Source organism: Rhizobium sp. WSM1328 (assembly GCF_057653715.1).
On record NZ_JBYGKO010000004.1, the window covers coordinates 20,897 to 35,281 of the forward strand.

The window sequence follows — 14,385 nt, forward strand, 5'->3', positions numbered from 1 at the left end:
CTCCCCACTCCTCGCGACATTGTCAACTCAAGTTGAGCGCTGTTTCATGTTCGCACAGGCGCTTTCGTCTGGCTGTCACATCGGCGTGAGTGACCGCCTTGTGATTTGCGCCTTTTGCGAGGATGAGCAAGGATTTGAGCCATCGCAGGAGGTAGCGCCATGTCCATGTCTTCCCACCGCAGGAGCCTCGCCGCGCTCCTTGCCGCCACTCTATTCTCGCTCGGGACCGGTGCCGCAGGCGCGGCCGAAGATGCCGTCGTCGTTCCGCCGCCAGCCGTCGACGAGGCGGCCGGCTCAGGCACCGAGACCGCCATTTTCGCCGGCGGTTGTTTCTGGGGTGTCCAGGGCGTCTTCCAACACGTGAAGGGTGTCGAGAGCGCCGTCTCCGGTTATGCCGGCGGCGACGCAATAACGGCGCAGTACGAAACCGTCAGCACCGGCTCGACGGGCCATGCCGAAGCCGTCCAGGTGAAGTTCGATCCGAAACAGGTGACCTACGGCAAGTTGCTGCAGATCTTCTTCTCGGTGGCGCACAACCCGACGCAGCTGAATTTTCAGGGTCCGGACCGGGGAACGCAGTACCGTTCGGCGCTGTTCGTTGCCGATCCCGAGCAGCGCAAGGTCGCCGAGAGCTATATCAGCCAGCTGGACAAGGCGCATGTCTTCCCTCAGCCGATCGTGACCAAGGTGTCCGAACCGACAGGCTTCTATCCGGCCGAAGCCTATCATCAGGATTTCCTGACGCTCAATCCGACCTATCCCTATATCGTCTACAACGACCTACCGAAGATCGAAAACCTGAAATCGCTGTTTCCCGCCGACTACCGCGGCAAACCGGTCCTGGTGATGAAGGTCAAGGGCTGATCGGTCCGGGCTATGGGCTTTGAACGCAGGGATGCAGTGAGTTCGTCACAACCTTCAGGGCATAATGTCTATGGGGGTGTGGTTGGGGACACGAGCCCAAATCTCACGCATCTCGGCGTTGGTGACCGCAATACATCCATCCGTCCAATCCCACAGTTGATGGGCATTTCCGATTAGGCCCCAGCCATTGGGAAGTCCGTGGATCATGATATCGCCGCCGGGAGGAAAGCCACCGGCTTCAGCGTTGCGCCGATCATCAGGGTCTGGATATGAAATGTGCAGGCTCAGATGCGCCATCGACTTCGGATTGCGCCAGTCTATCTCATAACGCCCTTCAGGCGTTTTCTCGTCACCTTCTCGTTGCTTGGGACCCTCATCGGCCGCCTGCCCAAGAGAAATCCGGTATGTTGAGATGGGGGTATCGCCTTTGAGAAGGACCATGCGACGTTCGGTTTTATAAACGCGAATGCGGTCAGCCTGTTGCTCCAACGGCGCATCTGGAGGTGGTGAGCCGGCGCCGATCCTGGCCATCAATTTCGTGTAGGCGAACAAGCTGACGACCACGGCGGCTAAAATGACAAATTTGTTTCTCAACCTGGTCCTCGTCTTCAAGCTCACCGAATGGCTAATACTGCCTTATCGCGTCCCCATTCAGAAGGTGCGCGGTTGAAACTGAGCACGATTGGGTGCCACCTTTTTTCTTAAGCTTCTTTATTCTTAAGAATTTGTCAACGTTAACAATATCTTAAATACAAGAAACGGCGTTTCACCGCGGAACATATCGCCAAGTTGCCCGTTACCGCCGTGAGTTTCGCGTCGGGATAGGCTGCCGGAGCGGATCCCTCTTTCGGAGTATAGGCGTAACCAAGGGGACGTATCATGGCCACCAATGTCGTGCGGCGCTGGCAACGAGATGATCTGATGAAACAGAGAGTATTGATCGTCGAAGATGAATTCCTGATCGCCCTCGATCTCGAGGCGACCGTGGAAGGTATGGGCATGCAGGTGGCGGGCCTTGCCAATGGTTGCGAACAGGCGCTGCGGCTGGCGCCGCTTGCCGATATCGCTTTGGTCGACGTCAATCTCGCCGACGGCCCGACCGGGCCCGAAATCGGCCGGCGGCTGGCGCAGGAGCATGGCATTGCCGTCGTCTTCATGACCGGCAATCCCGAAGTGGTGGCTGACGGCGTCAAGGGCGCGGTCGGCGTGGTCCAGAAGCCGGTCCTGCCTTCGGTTGTCGAACAGCTGGTGAAATATCTTGCCGCGCGCCGCGTCGGCATGTTCGCGGTCGTGCCCTCACAAATGACGGTCTTTGCCTGATCGCATGGGCTTGATCGGGTGGGAATGATCGGCCTGATCGGTAGGACCCGATCGTACAAGGGCCTGATCAGCCGGATATGGCTGCGAGCTGCGGCGGTTGGCCGGCCTTTTCCGCCTCCGGCTTGCCATAGGCTTTGAGAAAGGTATGGACGGCGTTGCGCGCCGCCTTCTCCAGTTCTTCGTCGGTGGGTGTGCCGCCGAGAAGGATCATCATCTGCAGATCGGCATTGCCGAGCGCCACGAACTGCCGCGCGGCGACGTCGAAATCGTCGATGGCGAGCGTCCCCTTATGGGCAAGCCGCCCGAAAAGTGCTGACAGCGCGGTGGTCAGCTTGCCCGGCCCCTGCTGGCGCCAGCTTTCGAAGAGGTGCGGATATCGCTCGCCTTCGGTCTGCACCAGCTTGCGCAGGAACTTTCCGTCGTGGTTGCAGATGCAGTTCTTGTTGAGGCGCACGGCGAAGGCCGTCAGCTCGTCTTCGAGATTGTCGGCGCGCTCAGGAAAGGTCGACAGCACCGAGAAGAGCATGGCGTTGGCGCGGTTCATGACGTCTTCGACGACGGCGACGAACAGCGTTTCCTTCTCGCGATAGTGATTGTAGATCGTCTGGCGGGACACGCAGGCGACGGCGGCGATCTCGTCAATGCTGGCGCCGGCAAAGCCCTGGCGGCAGAATACGTCTGCCGCGGCATCGAGGATCGACATGCGCTTGGCGCATTGTCCGCGCTGCGTATGCCCCGTCATTCGGACTGCCGGTGTCATGCGTTCTTTCATGAGAGCGAAGATAAGACGTCTTGACGTTTTAGACAATGGCGTCTAATTTTACATCTGTGTCCAAATTTTTTGACACTCCTGGTTCCGCCGCTGAGATATGAGCTCCCAACTTCGTCTTCGCGCGAACGATCATCATTGAACCCGCATCGGCCCGAAAATCGGAACCGATTTTAGGAAAGCACGATGCGTAGACTTGATGCGTAGACTTAAAGTGTCAGAGCGTCCTTGTGCGTCCGAGAGGACGCACGCCGCTTTAAGAGCCAATGCCGCGGAGCGACGATCCGGTATCTCCGCTGCGCTTTTATGAAAGATCACCATTATGACGGCTCCCTTCTTTCGCATTGCCCTCATTCTCGGCCTTCTGTCGGCCATCGGGCCTTTTGCCATCGATATGTATCTGCCTGCGCTGCCGTCCATCGGCCAGGACCTGCATGCCGATAACAACGTCACCCAGCTCACTCTTCTCGCCTTCTTCATCTCCTTTGCGCTCGCCCAGTTGGTCTATGGTCCGCTGTCGGACATGTGGGGCCGCAAGCTACCGCTCTATCTCGGCATCGGCCTCTTTTCCGTCGCCTCGATCGGCTGCGCGCTGGCGACCGATATCGAAACGCTGATCGCCTTCCGTTTCGTTCAGGGTATCGGCGGTGCCGCCGGCATGGTCATTCCGCGCGCCATTGTCCGCGACATGCATACCGGCGTCCAGGCCGCCCGCCTGATGTCGCTTTTGATGCTGGTCTTTTCGATTTCGCCGATCCTGGCGCCGCTGACGGGCAGCGCCGTCATAGAGTTTTACGGCTGGCGCGGCGTATTCTGGGCCGTGACCATCGCCGCCTTCATCGGCCTCGTGCTGCTCGCCACCCAGCTTGACGAAACCCGTTCGGCGACCGAACGCAGCGGCAGCGGGCTGAAGAGCGCCATGGCTGCCTACCGCCTGCTGCTTGGCGACCGCAACTTCCTGACGCTGACCTTCATCGGCGGCCTCGGCATTTCGAGCTTCCTGGTCTATCTCGCCAACTCGCCCTTCGTGCTGATCCAGCATTACGGGTTGACGCCGACGCAATACAGTTTCGCCTTCTCAATCAATGCCGTCTCCTTCTTTGCGGTATCGCAGGCGACGGGCTGGCTCGGCGAGCGTTTCGGCCTCGTCCGCGTCATGCGCATTGCGGTCAGCGTTTTTGCCCTTGCCATGGTCGTCATGGCGGTGGTGATGGCTGCCGGCTTCAACCAGTTGCCTGTCCTGGCGACCTTCCTGTTCATCGGCTACGGCTTCCTCGGCCTCGTCATCCCGACGAGCGCGGTGCTCGCCCTTGAGGATCACGGCGAGATCGCCGGCACCGCCTCGTCGCTGATGGGCACGCTGCATTTCGTGATCGCCGCCGTCGCCATGGTCATATCGAGCGTCTTCTTCGACGGCACAGCCGTTCCGATGGCCGCCGGCATCGCGCTCTGCGCCTTCGCAGCCTTCGTGCTGACCCAGGCAACGATCGGCCGCCGCACCGCCGTCGCCCCAGCTGAATGATCTGAAGCCAGGCCGCACCCGGTGTCCGGGTGCGGCCATATGATCCGGTCGCGGCCCCCGAGAAAATGCAACGCGCAATTGATTATCGGCTGGCCGCTCTATCTACGCCGTGACGAAGCATGGTCATACCGGAGGATACTTATGGTCGACGAGAAGCGGCTGATCTCGAAAATCACCTGGAAGCTGATGCCGTTTCTCGGCATTCTCTATCTCATCGCCTATATCGATCGGCAGAACGTCAGTTTCGCCAAGCTGCAGATGGTCGATGCTCTCGGAATGAGCGAATATGCCTATGGTCTCGGCGCTTCGCTGTTCTTCATCGGCTACTTTCTCTTCGAGGTGCCGAGCAACCTCTTCCTCGACAAGCTCGGCGCCCGTGTCTGGTTCGCGCGCATTCTGGTCTCGTGGGGCATCGTTACTATCGCGCTCGCCTTCACGCAGAATGCGACGATGTTCTATATCCTGCGCTTTCTGCTTGGTGTCTGCGAAGCCGGCTTCTTTCCGGGCGTCCTCTATCTGCTGACGCTGTGGTTTCCCTCGGCCTATCGCGGCAGGATGGTCGGGCTGTTCATGATCTTCAGTGCCATCGCCAATGCCGTCGGTGCGCCGCTCGGCGGCGTGCTGCTCGATCTCGACGGTCTCTACGGTTTTGCCGGCTGGGAGTGGGTCTTCCTGGCCACGGGCGTTCCGGCTGTGATCGCCGGCATCGTCACCTTCTTCTATCTTCCTGGCCGGCCTGAAAACGCAAGCTTCCTGAGCGGCGAGGAGAAGGATTGGCTCGAACGAAGGCTCGCTTCCGAAAATGCCGGCATGGGCGAGCACGCCGGAAACGGCTTCAAGGCGCTCATCGACCCGCGTGTCCTGCTGATGGCGCTCTGCTATATCGCCTTTCCGCTTTCGGCCTATGGCCTCAGCTATTGGCTGCCGACCATCGTCAAGGCTTTCGGCGTCAGCAACACGGTGAACGGCTTCCTCAACATCATTCCCTGGGTGCTGGTCGCGATCGCGCTCTATGTCGTTCCCACCATGGCCGACAAGGCGCAATCGAAGACGCCCTATATCGTCATTCCGGCCTTCATCGGCGCCGCCTGCCTGCTGCTTTCGGCGCTGATCCCGAACCACACTTTGCAATTCGCCTTCCTCTGCGTTGCCGCAGCCGGGATCTTTGCGCCCCAGCCGGTGTTCTGGAGCCTGCCTTCACGCTTCCTCAAGGGCGCGGGGGCTGCGGCGGGCCTTGCCGCCATCAATTCGGTCGGAAATCTTGGCGGTTTCGTCGCCCAGAACGTCGTGCCCTGGATCAAGGAAGCAAGCGGCAGCACGATCGCGCCGATGTTCTTCCTGGCCGCCTGCCTGGCTGTCGGAGCCCTCTTGGTCTTCGTCGTCACGCGTCAGCTGTCGCACAGGGAGCATTCGGCAGCTGCGAGCCGGGTTTGATGCAAACACCCAAAACTACCTACGCGACGGGCATCAGGTCGTCAGCATGAAAGCGTCGCTTTCGCCTGGAACGAGTTCCAGCGGCCAGATCCTGTTGCGGGCGCCCTGCGGATAATGATCGGCATAGGCCGGCATGGTGGCGAGCAGGGTTTCGCCGAGCTGCGCACCAAGATCGCGCAGCGACATGCGAAAGGATGTCAGCGTCGGCTGCAGGAAAAGCGTGCGCGGCTCCTCGCGGAAACCGACCACGGCGAGGTCACGGCCGGGCACGACACCGGCCTCGGCAAGCCGGCGGTAAAGCCCGATCGCCATCAGTTCGTGGATCAGGATGATCGCGGTTGGCCGCTCTCCGATCATCAGCAATTCATGGCCGGCCTGATAACCGCCCTGTTCGCTCGACTTGACCCGGATGACGAGGGCCGGGTCGAAGGGGATGCCGTGCCGTTGCAGTGCCTGGCGGTAGGCGTCGAGGAAGAGATAGCCGAGATTGATGTCGGAGGAGGGGACAGCCACGGCGATCCGCCGGTGCCCTTTGGCGACCAGCCGGTCGACACCGCGCGTCGCCACGCCCTCGAAATCGAGATCCATCCAGGTGTAGCTGCCGCCCGACGCGCTGCGGCCAAGCGCCACGAAGGGGATGCGGGCCTTTTCCAGAAGCTCGATGCGCCGGTCGGTGCGTCGTGTCGCGGAGATGATCAGCGCGTCGACAAGCCGGCGCGCCACCATGCGCTTCAGATATTCATGCGGGTCCTCGTCATCGGGGCAGGGCAGCATGACGAGATCGAGCTTGTGGCGGGAAAACACCCTCTGCAGGCCGTCAGTGACGCCAAGGAAGAAGTCGTCGCTGTTTTCGACCGTCTCGCGGCTCACTTCGAGCATCAGCCCGATGACGTTGGTCGTGCCCTGGCGAAGGCTGCGGCCCGATTGGTTGGCGACGTAACCGAGTTCCTCGGCGGCCGCGAGCACGCGCCGGCGCGTTTCGTCGTTGACGTCGGGCTTGCCGTTCAGCGCACGGGACACCGTTCCGATCGAAATGTCGAGATGCTCGGCGAGCTGGCGGATACCCTTCATCTGCGTCGATCTTCCTCCCGGGTCACGCGTCAACCCTTCTTGCCACAGGATGGCGCCTGCGAAAAGCCGTGGGAGGGTCAAGGTCTGAAGCTCTGGCGGATCACGAGCTGCGGAAATGACGCGTTCGCAACCCGCGGGCAAGCCCGGGTTTTCAAGCCGTCGCTCCATCAGCTCGAAGGCGCGCTGTGCCATGGCCAGCGGATCCTGGCGGAAGGTGGGCAGCTGATAGCTCACCCAGGAGGATTCCGGCACGTCGTCGAAGCGGATCAGGATGACAACAGACCGCATGCCGGCCGTAATTTTTTGCAGAAAAAAGCCGAGGCTGCGGGAGGCAACCTCGGCCGAGAGATCGGATCAACGTTCCCGTGTTTACTCGCAGACCCGCACGGTTTCGGCGTGATAGCCGCCGTCATAGCGGTTGCGGACGTCGCGGTCCTCATACCAGCATCTCGGCTGGGGTTCGACATAGCGGGGGCTCTCCACATAACGAGGGCCTTCGTCAACGTAGCGAGGGCCGCCATTGGCGATTGCGCCGCCGATCAGGCCGCCGACGACGCCTGCGGCAACGCCGCCGGCGATGATTCGGCCAGTATTGTCGTGATGACGGTGATCGCGTGCGGCAGCAGGCTGAATAGCCGATCCAACAAGGGCCGTCGCGACCAACAGGCTGCTAATAACTCTTTTCATGACATTCTCCTCAGTGGCACTCGCCCCAGATAAGAGAGAAATGCGGCAGCAACGCGTTGGTTCGTTCAAACTTTGCGACAGGCATTAATGCACGCCCTAAACGAGAGCGCCGGGCGTCTTTACGGCAGCACAAACGACGCTCTAACACTTTCAATCCTCGTATCGTGCTTTCCGAAAATCGGCTCCGATTGTCGGAAAGCACGATGCGCTAGGTCGCCGATTCCGCTGCCGTCGTCTCTTCCAGCACGTCTTCGGGAATGTCGTCGAAGGAGGAGTAGTTCAGATTGTAGAGCTTGGAATAGAGTTTGCCGTTCTTCATCAGCTGGCGGTGGTTGCCGCTTTCGATGACTTCGCCGTTCTGCAGCACGATGATGCGGTCCGCCTCGCGGATCGTCGCAAGCCGATGGGCGATGACGAGGCCGGTGCGGTTTTCGAGCAGCTTCACCAGCGCCTTCTGGATCAGCATTTCGGTATAGCTGTCGATATTGGCCGTCGCCTCGTCGAGCACGAGGATCTTTGCGTCCGCCACCAATGCGCGGGCAAAGCTCAACAGCTGGCGCTGGCCGAGCGAAAGGTTGCCGCCGCGCTCGCCGAGAACGCTGTCGTAACCATCGGGCAGGCGCATCACGAAGTCATGCGCGCCGACGGCCTTTGCCGCCTCGATCACCTGCTCGCGCGTCGCCTCCAGCTTGTGGTAGCGGATGTTTTCGAAAACGGTGCCGGTAAAGAGGAAGGGTTCCTGCAGCACCATGGCAATCTGCGCTCCGAGCGAATCCTGCGTCAGATGACGCACATCGTCGCCGCCGACCAGCACCTGGCCCTGCTGCACGTCGTAAAAGCGATGGATCAGCGACATGCAGCTCGACTTGCCGGACCCTGTCGGGCCGACCAATGCCACCGTCTCGCCGGGATTGACCTTGAAGCTGACATGCTTCAGCACCGGATGTTTCGGATTGTAGCCGAAGACGACATCCTTGAATTCCACCGAGCCGTCCATGTCGCGCGACAAGGCCTTGGCATCGGGCGCGTCCTTGATGTCGACAGGTACGTCGAGCACTTCGGTCAACCGCTGGCCAGACGCCATGGCGCGCTGCATCACCGAATATTGCAGGGTCAGCGAACGGATCGGGTCGAAGAAGCGCTGGATGTAGAACAGGAAGGCGACGAGCACGCCGACATCGAGCGCCTGATTGAGGACGCGGGCGCCGCCGACGACGATGACGAGCGCCATCGCCACGCCGGTCAGGCTGTCGACGATCGGCACCATCACCTGCGCATAGCGCGCCGCCGTCAGATGCGTCTGCAAGTTGGCATGCGCCTTGTCGTCGTAAAGCGTGAAGTTGACGCCCTGCCTGTCCATGCTTTGGACCGCACGCACACCGTGGATCGCTTCGGCGAGGGCGCCGGCGGCAATCGAATTGGTCTCGTGCGCGGCCATGAAGGATTTGCGCGCCAGCGGCAGCCAGAACAGCCGGACGATAAACAGTACCGGCAGCACCGAGAGCGTCAGCAGCCCCAATTTGAAATCGAGATAGAGCATGACGAAGACGATGCCGAAGAGCAGCACGATGTCGCCGACTGACAGCACCGAGGTTTCGAGGAATTCCTGCATCGAGTTGACGTCGCCCTGCAGCCGCGACATCAGCCGGCCCACTTCGGTCTTGTCCATGAAGGAGAGCGAGACGTGCTGAAGATGCGAAAACATCGCCTTGCGGATATCGAAGAGCACGTCCTCCGCCACGCCGCCGACCAGCGTCTCCTGCGCGTAGCTCGCTGCATAATTGATTGATATGGCGATGGAAAAAGCGACGATCGACCAGGCCAGCGCCGAGTGGTTGCCGCCCGGGGACATGCCGTGGTCGATGGCATAGCGAATGATCAGCGGGATGGTGAGCTGCATCATTGTGAAGGTCAAAACGGCAACGACCGACCACACGACCTGGCGGCGATAGGGGTGAACGAAACCCCAGATGCGTTTGACGATATTGCCGTCGAAGGCCTTGCCGAACATCTCCTCCTCGACGCGATGCGAACCGACCACCGCCCGCGGCGGGCGGCGTCCATCCTCGCGAACGTCGGGACGCTCGGTTTCCAGTTCCTCGGCCATGCCATTCCTCCCGCGGCCATCACGTCCGGTGACCTGCATAGTCATTGCTTGTCCGCTCTTCTCCCCGGTGGGCAGAAGAAGGGAGTTCCTGCTAGGCGCTCAAGACCTCGTCGCCCGGTCGCACCTGTAGCTCGTAAAGCGCCTTGTAGCGCCCGCCGAGCGACAGCAGCGCCTCATGCGTGCCGCGCTCGACGATCCGGCCGTCTTCGACGAACAGGATCTGGTCGGCATGCATCAGCGAACTCAGGCGGTGAGCGACGATGATCGTCACGCGGTCGGCGGCGTAGCGGCGCATGGCGCCGCGAATGCGCTGCTCGGTGGCCGCATCGATTGCCGCCGTCGAATCGTCGAATATCATCACTGCCGGTTTCAGCATCAGCGCGCGGGCGATCGAAAGACGCTGCCGCTGGCCGCCCGACAGCGAAACGCCGCGCTCGCCGACGACGGTGCCGTAACCTGTCGGAAGGCCGAGCACGTAATTGTGCAGCTGGGCGCTTTCGCTGGCGCGTTCGATCCGGCCTTCCTTCGCCCACGGGTCGCCATAGGCGATATTGTTTTCGATCGTCGTGGTGAACAGGAAGGAATCCTGCTGCACGACGGCAACCGCCCGGCGCAGCGATTGCAGCGTCGCCTTGCGGATGTCCTGGCCGTCGATGGTGATCTTGCCGCCGCTGACGTCGTAAAAGCGGGGGATAAGATGGGCAATGGTCGACTTGCCGCTGCCCGGAGGCCCGACGATGCCGATCGTCTGGCCGCGCCTGGCTTCGAAGGAGACATCGTCAAGAACGGTGCGCTGTTCAGAACCCGGATAGGCGAAGCTGACGTTTTCGAAGCGCAGCACGCCGTCGGTAAGGTTCAGCTCCTTGGCATCCGGCGCATCCTTGATCGCGACGTCGAGGTCGAGCAGGGCAAAGAGGCGCGAGCCGCAGGTGGAGGCGCGGGCAAAAGCATTGACCATCAGACCGAGCTGGCGCACCGGCATCTGTAGGATGGTCATGAAGGTCAGGAACGAGGCCAGCGTGCCGACGGTGATTTCGCCCGACATCACCTTGCCGCCGCCGACCCACAGAACCAGGCCCATCGCCGCGAAGAAGGAGAGGGTCATGGCGCTGGTGTTGGTGACGCGGATGCCGACGCGCTGATGGGCGAGTGCCAGCGCGCTCTTCGATGCGGCCTCGAACTTCGAAATTTCGTGTTGGTGGGCGGCAAAGGCGCGCACGACGCGGATGCCGCCGAGATTTTCCTCCATGATGCGGGTCAGCACCGAAAGCCGCTCCTGCAGGTCGAGCCAGGTGGCGCGCAGCTTGAGCTGCGTCACCGACGAGCGCCAGCCGACAAAGGGCACGAAACTCATCGCCAGCAGGCCGAGCAGGATATCGGTCGACAAGAGCATATAGGCGCCGATGCCGATCAGGATCGACAGCAGGATCATCCGGACGAGTGCGGTGGAAAAGTACATGCGCACGCCTTCGAGATCGAGCAGGCCGACGGTGATCAGGTCGCCGGAATGCACGGTGTCATGAAAGCTGAAAGAAAGTCGCTGGATCTTCTCGTAGCAGGCCAGCCGCAATTCGTAGCCGATGTGATGGCCGACGGCTTCGCTGTAATAGTTCTGGACCATGGTGAAGAGGCCGCGCAGCACGCTGGCGCCAAGCAGCAGCAGCGCCGTGGTCAAAAGCGCGTCCTGTGCCGCCTGGCCCGCGGCACCGCCGGTCATCGCCATCTGCGTGTGGTCGACGGCGTGGCCGAGAAGGCGCGGGATCATCAGCTGGAAGGTCGAGGCGACAAGCGTGGCGCCGATCGCGAAGCCGGATTGCCACGGGTGGCGGAAGGCCATCATGGTGATACGCACCAATGTGAAGAGGCCTCGGCCCCAGCCTGCCGCAGTTGCAAGCGCCATCGAAGCCGAAGGCTTCGTCGCGCGTGTTAACGCATCGCTGCTCACGGTATTTTTTCCAATAGATGTGTGGTCGGACGCTGGCCCGAAAAGACGGCAAATCCATGAAGGGATTGATAGCATCTTCACTTTTGCCGATTCCATTTGGGGGTTCAAGTAAAGAATTCACCAGTTGGTTATTTTTACGTGAGGTCGCCTCGCATCCGGGCGGGAACAATCTGCGCGCGAACGGGTTGCAGCAGGCGAACGCCAACCGCCGACCGCTACCGGAGAGAGCCATGCCGCTCAAAGCCCTCGCCCTCAACGCCACGCTGAAGACCAGCGACGCCAAGGACGCGTCCTCGACCGACCGGATGATCGGTCTGATCGACAAGGCGATGTCCGCTCACGGCGTCGTGACCGAAGTGCTTCGCCTCGCCGATTTCAACGTCAAGCCGGGCGTCACCTCCGACGAGGGCGCCGGCGATGACTGGCCTGATATTCGCGCCAAGGTGCTCTCCGCCGATATCCTGCTGATGGCGACGCCGATCTGGCTCGGTCAGCCATCCAGTGTCTGCAAGCGGGCGCTGGAGCGCATGGACGCCTTCCTCGAGGAGACGGACGATGAGGGCCGCATGGTCTCCTATGGCAAGGTCGCGACGGTTGCCGTCGTCGGCAATGAGGACGGCGCCCATCATGTGTCGGCCGAGCTTTTCCAGGCGCTGAACGACGTCGGTTTCACCATTCCGGCCAATGCGGTCGCCTATTGGGTTGGCGAGGCGATGGGGTCCACCAATTTCGTCGATCTCGACAAGGTGCCGAAGGTCGTGACCAATGCCGTCGACATGCTGGCCCGCAACACGGCGCATCTGGCGGGCCTGCTGAAGGCAAGACAATATCCGGGCGAGGGCAGTTGAGGCCGCTGCGGAGCTGACATTTTTAAGTTCAATTCCCGGCTCGGGGAGCACAGGTCGACCGAGCTTCCACGGAATACGTCTAAATTATGTTTTATTTCAATATCTTGCAGATAAGTGGCAACAAACCTCTTGCCACCTGCGCCATTTAGCGCTTTCATACACTACCAGTTTGATAGACTATGGACGAGCGTGCTTGCTCCCCTAGTTTCGTTGCGGGGCCGCTGGTTCGGAGCCCGATGCCGCGGCAGGTGTTGTGAATGGCCGCATGAACCTCATCAACGCGTGAACCACTGTTTTATGCGTTGAAACCTCGATCGACCCAGGGTGCGGATGAAGCCGCAAAGGAGTTGCGATGACGGTTCAGGGACTTTTTTCCGCCAGAGCCAATGCGGCGGCGCAGATATCAGCCGTGCCGCGCATTGCGATCGTCGGGCGCGGCTTTTCCGGGATGATGACGGCCATCGCATTGATGAAGACAGTGCGCGCCCCCTTCCACCTCCAGCTGTTCGATCCGAATTCGTCGGTCAGCGGTGGGCAGGCGCTGGCCTCGGCCCGCTCCTCGACGATTCTCAACACCCGTGTCCGCGATCTCTCGGTCTCGGTCGGCGACAATGACGATTTCAACGACTGGCTCTGCAGCAACGCCGCTTTCCGCGCCGCCGTGCCGGCCGCCATCCCCGGATTCCGGCAGATCTTCGTGCCGAAGGAGATCTTCAGCGATTATGTCTACCAGCGCTTTTCGGAAGCACTGGCCGCGCGCAGGGACATCACCGTCCAGGTCTGCAACGATCCGGTCGTGGCGATCCGCAGGAGCCACGGCAACCGCTTCCTGCTCGAAAGCGCCAATCCCGCCAATCCGCTGTTCGATACCGTCATCCTCGCCACCGGCTACGGGCTGACGGCGCCGGATGCCGGCGGTGAGGACGCTTCGCCGGTCAGGGCCCAGCGCCTTGTCGCGCGGCCGCATGCGGTGCTGCTCGGCAGCGGCATCCGCGTCGTCGACCAGCTGCTGCAGCTGCGCGATTCCGGTTATGCCGGCCAGGTGACGATCGTTTCCCGGCGCGGCTTCCTGCCGCAGAGCCATACGCCGAATTCCGCCGATCCGGTCTTCCCGGCCGAAGCGCTGCCGCAGAGCCTGCCCGAGATCGTCCGCTTCATCCGTGAAGCCTGTCGCGAGGCGGAGGAAGCCGGGCGAAGCTGGCAATCGGTGATGAACGGCCTCAGAAAACATGCCCGCTCGCTTTGGCGCTCGCTGCCGGCCCGCGACAAGCATCAATTCAACCGCCACCTCAGGGCAATCTACGACAGCCATCGCAACCGCCTGCCGGAGGCCATGCACCTGCGCCTGAAACGCGAGCTCGCCGAAGGCCGCACGGTGCTGCGCCGCGGCCGGGCCGGCCGCCGGGGCCTGAGCGGCCTGTTCTTCACGCCGGCCGGTTCCGCCGGAGAAGAGGTCATCCATTCCGAGCGCATCATCGATTGCCGCTGCCAGGCGCCTGACCTTTCAGCGCCGTTGATGCAGAGCCTGCTTTCCGCCGGCCTCGCCATGCCGGACGAGCTATCGCTCGGGCTCGCGGTCAATGCGCGCGGCGAACCCTTCCTCGATGACGGTTCGACGGTCGCCGGGCTCTTTGCCGTCGGGCCGCTCGGCCTCGGCAGCCTGCCCGATATCGATCTTGTGCCGGAGATCGTCTCGCAGGCCTATGCCGCTGCCGAGCGCGTTGGCGAGCGGTTCTACCCGCAGGTCAAGGCCGTTTAAAATTAGGGCTGCTTCGGAACTATTCGCTCCCTGCTGCGTTATTAAGCGCTGGTGACTCA

The 14,385-nt window shown here is 61.6% G+C and carries 12 protein-coding genes and 1 pseudogene; 6 read left to right on the forward strand and 7 right to left on the reverse strand.

Annotated features, from left to right (window positions below; translation table 11 throughout):
- Positions 1-159: 159 nt before the first annotated feature.
- A complete protein-coding gene (gene msrA / locus AC2444_RS31125) occupies positions 160-864 on the forward strand; it encodes a peptide-methionine (S)-S-oxide reductase MsrA (protein ID WP_017996839.1) in 705 nt (234 codons plus the stop codon).
- A gap of 54 nt (positions 865-918) precedes the next feature.
- On the opposite strand, the gene AC2444_RS31130 is transcribed toward msrA, so the two are convergent.
- Positions 919-1,458, reverse strand: a complete 540-nt coding sequence (locus tag AC2444_RS31130; RefSeq protein ID WP_128449892.1) for a L,D-transpeptidase family protein — start codon at positions 1,456-1,458, stop codon at positions 919-921.
- Between the two features lie 285 nt (positions 1,459-1,743).
- On the opposite strand from AC2444_RS31130, the gene AC2444_RS31135 reads away from it, so the two are divergent.
- A complete protein-coding gene (locus tag AC2444_RS31135; RefSeq protein WP_128449893.1) occupies positions 1,744-2,184 on the forward strand; it encodes a response regulator in 441 nt (146 codons plus the stop codon).
- A 67-nt stretch (positions 2,185-2,251) separates the two neighbouring features.
- On the opposite strand, the gene AC2444_RS31140 is transcribed toward AC2444_RS31135, so the two are convergent.
- Complete coding sequence (locus AC2444_RS31140; protein WP_041935813.1) at positions 2,252-2,992, reverse strand: TetR/AcrR family transcriptional regulator; 741 nt, start codon at positions 2,990-2,992, stop codon at positions 2,252-2,254.
- Between the two features lie 283 nt (positions 2,993-3,275).
- Between AC2444_RS31140 and AC2444_RS31145 the strand changes: the two genes are divergently transcribed.
- Both AC2444_RS31145 and AC2444_RS31150 read left to right on the forward strand, forming a co-directional pair.
- Positions 3,276-4,475: a multidrug effflux MFS transporter gene (locus AC2444_RS31145; protein ID WP_128439099.1), complete on the forward strand. Its 1,200-nt coding sequence runs from the start codon at positions 3,276-3,278 to the stop codon at positions 4,473-4,475.
- 141 nt (positions 4,476-4,616) lie between these two features.
- Positions 4,617-5,909: an MFS transporter gene (locus AC2444_RS31150; protein ID WP_128449894.1), complete on the forward strand. Its 1,293-nt coding sequence runs from the start codon at positions 4,617-4,619 to the stop codon at positions 5,907-5,909.
- Positions 5,910-5,942: 33 nt separating this feature from the next.
- On the opposite strand, the gene AC2444_RS31155 is transcribed toward AC2444_RS31150, so the two are convergent.
- The 5 genes and pseudogenes from AC2444_RS31155 to AC2444_RS31175 all read right to left on the reverse strand — a co-directional run bounded on the left by AC2444_RS31155 (position 5,943) and on the right by AC2444_RS31175 (position 11,827).
- The gene (locus AC2444_RS31155; RefSeq protein ID WP_128439097.1) at positions 5,943-6,980 is read right to left on the reverse strand and encodes a LacI family DNA-binding transcriptional regulator; all 1,038 of its coding nucleotides are present in this window, start codon (positions 6,978-6,980) and stop codon (positions 5,943-5,945) included.
- Positions 6,981-7,057: 77 nt separating this feature from the next.
- A pseudogene (locus AC2444_RS31160) lies at positions 7,058-7,256 on the reverse strand (substrate-binding domain-containing protein); the annotation flags it as partial.
- Positions 7,257-7,349: 93 nt separating this feature from the next.
- Positions 7,350-7,667: a hypothetical protein gene (locus tag AC2444_RS31165; RefSeq protein WP_128449895.1), complete on the reverse strand. Its 318-nt coding sequence runs from the start codon at positions 7,665-7,667 to the stop codon at positions 7,350-7,352.
- A 208-nt stretch (positions 7,668-7,875) separates the two neighbouring features.
- Positions 7,876-9,774, reverse strand: a complete 1,899-nt coding sequence (locus AC2444_RS31170; protein WP_128407040.1) for an ABC transporter ATP-binding protein — start codon at positions 9,772-9,774, stop codon at positions 7,876-7,878.
- A 91-nt stretch (positions 9,775-9,865) separates the two neighbouring features.
- The gene (locus tag AC2444_RS31175; RefSeq protein WP_206615939.1) at positions 9,866-11,827 is read right to left on the reverse strand and encodes an ABC transporter ATP-binding protein; all 1,962 of its coding nucleotides are present in this window, start codon (positions 11,825-11,827) and stop codon (positions 9,866-9,868) included.
- Positions 11,828-11,949: 122 nt separating this feature from the next.
- Between AC2444_RS31175 and AC2444_RS31180 the strand changes: the two genes are divergently transcribed.
- Together AC2444_RS31180 and AC2444_RS31185 are read left to right on the forward strand one after the other, a co-directional pair.
- The gene (locus AC2444_RS31180; protein ID WP_003553487.1) at positions 11,950-12,567 is read left to right on the forward strand and encodes a flavodoxin family protein; all 618 of its coding nucleotides are present in this window, start codon (positions 11,950-11,952) and stop codon (positions 12,565-12,567) included.
- Between the two features lie 352 nt (positions 12,568-12,919).
- On the forward strand, positions 12,920-14,326 hold the full coding sequence (locus AC2444_RS31185) for an FAD/NAD(P)-binding protein (protein ID WP_128449896.1): 1,407 nt from the start codon (positions 12,920-12,922) through the stop codon (positions 14,324-14,326).
- Positions 14,327-14,385 lie beyond the last annotated feature (59 nt).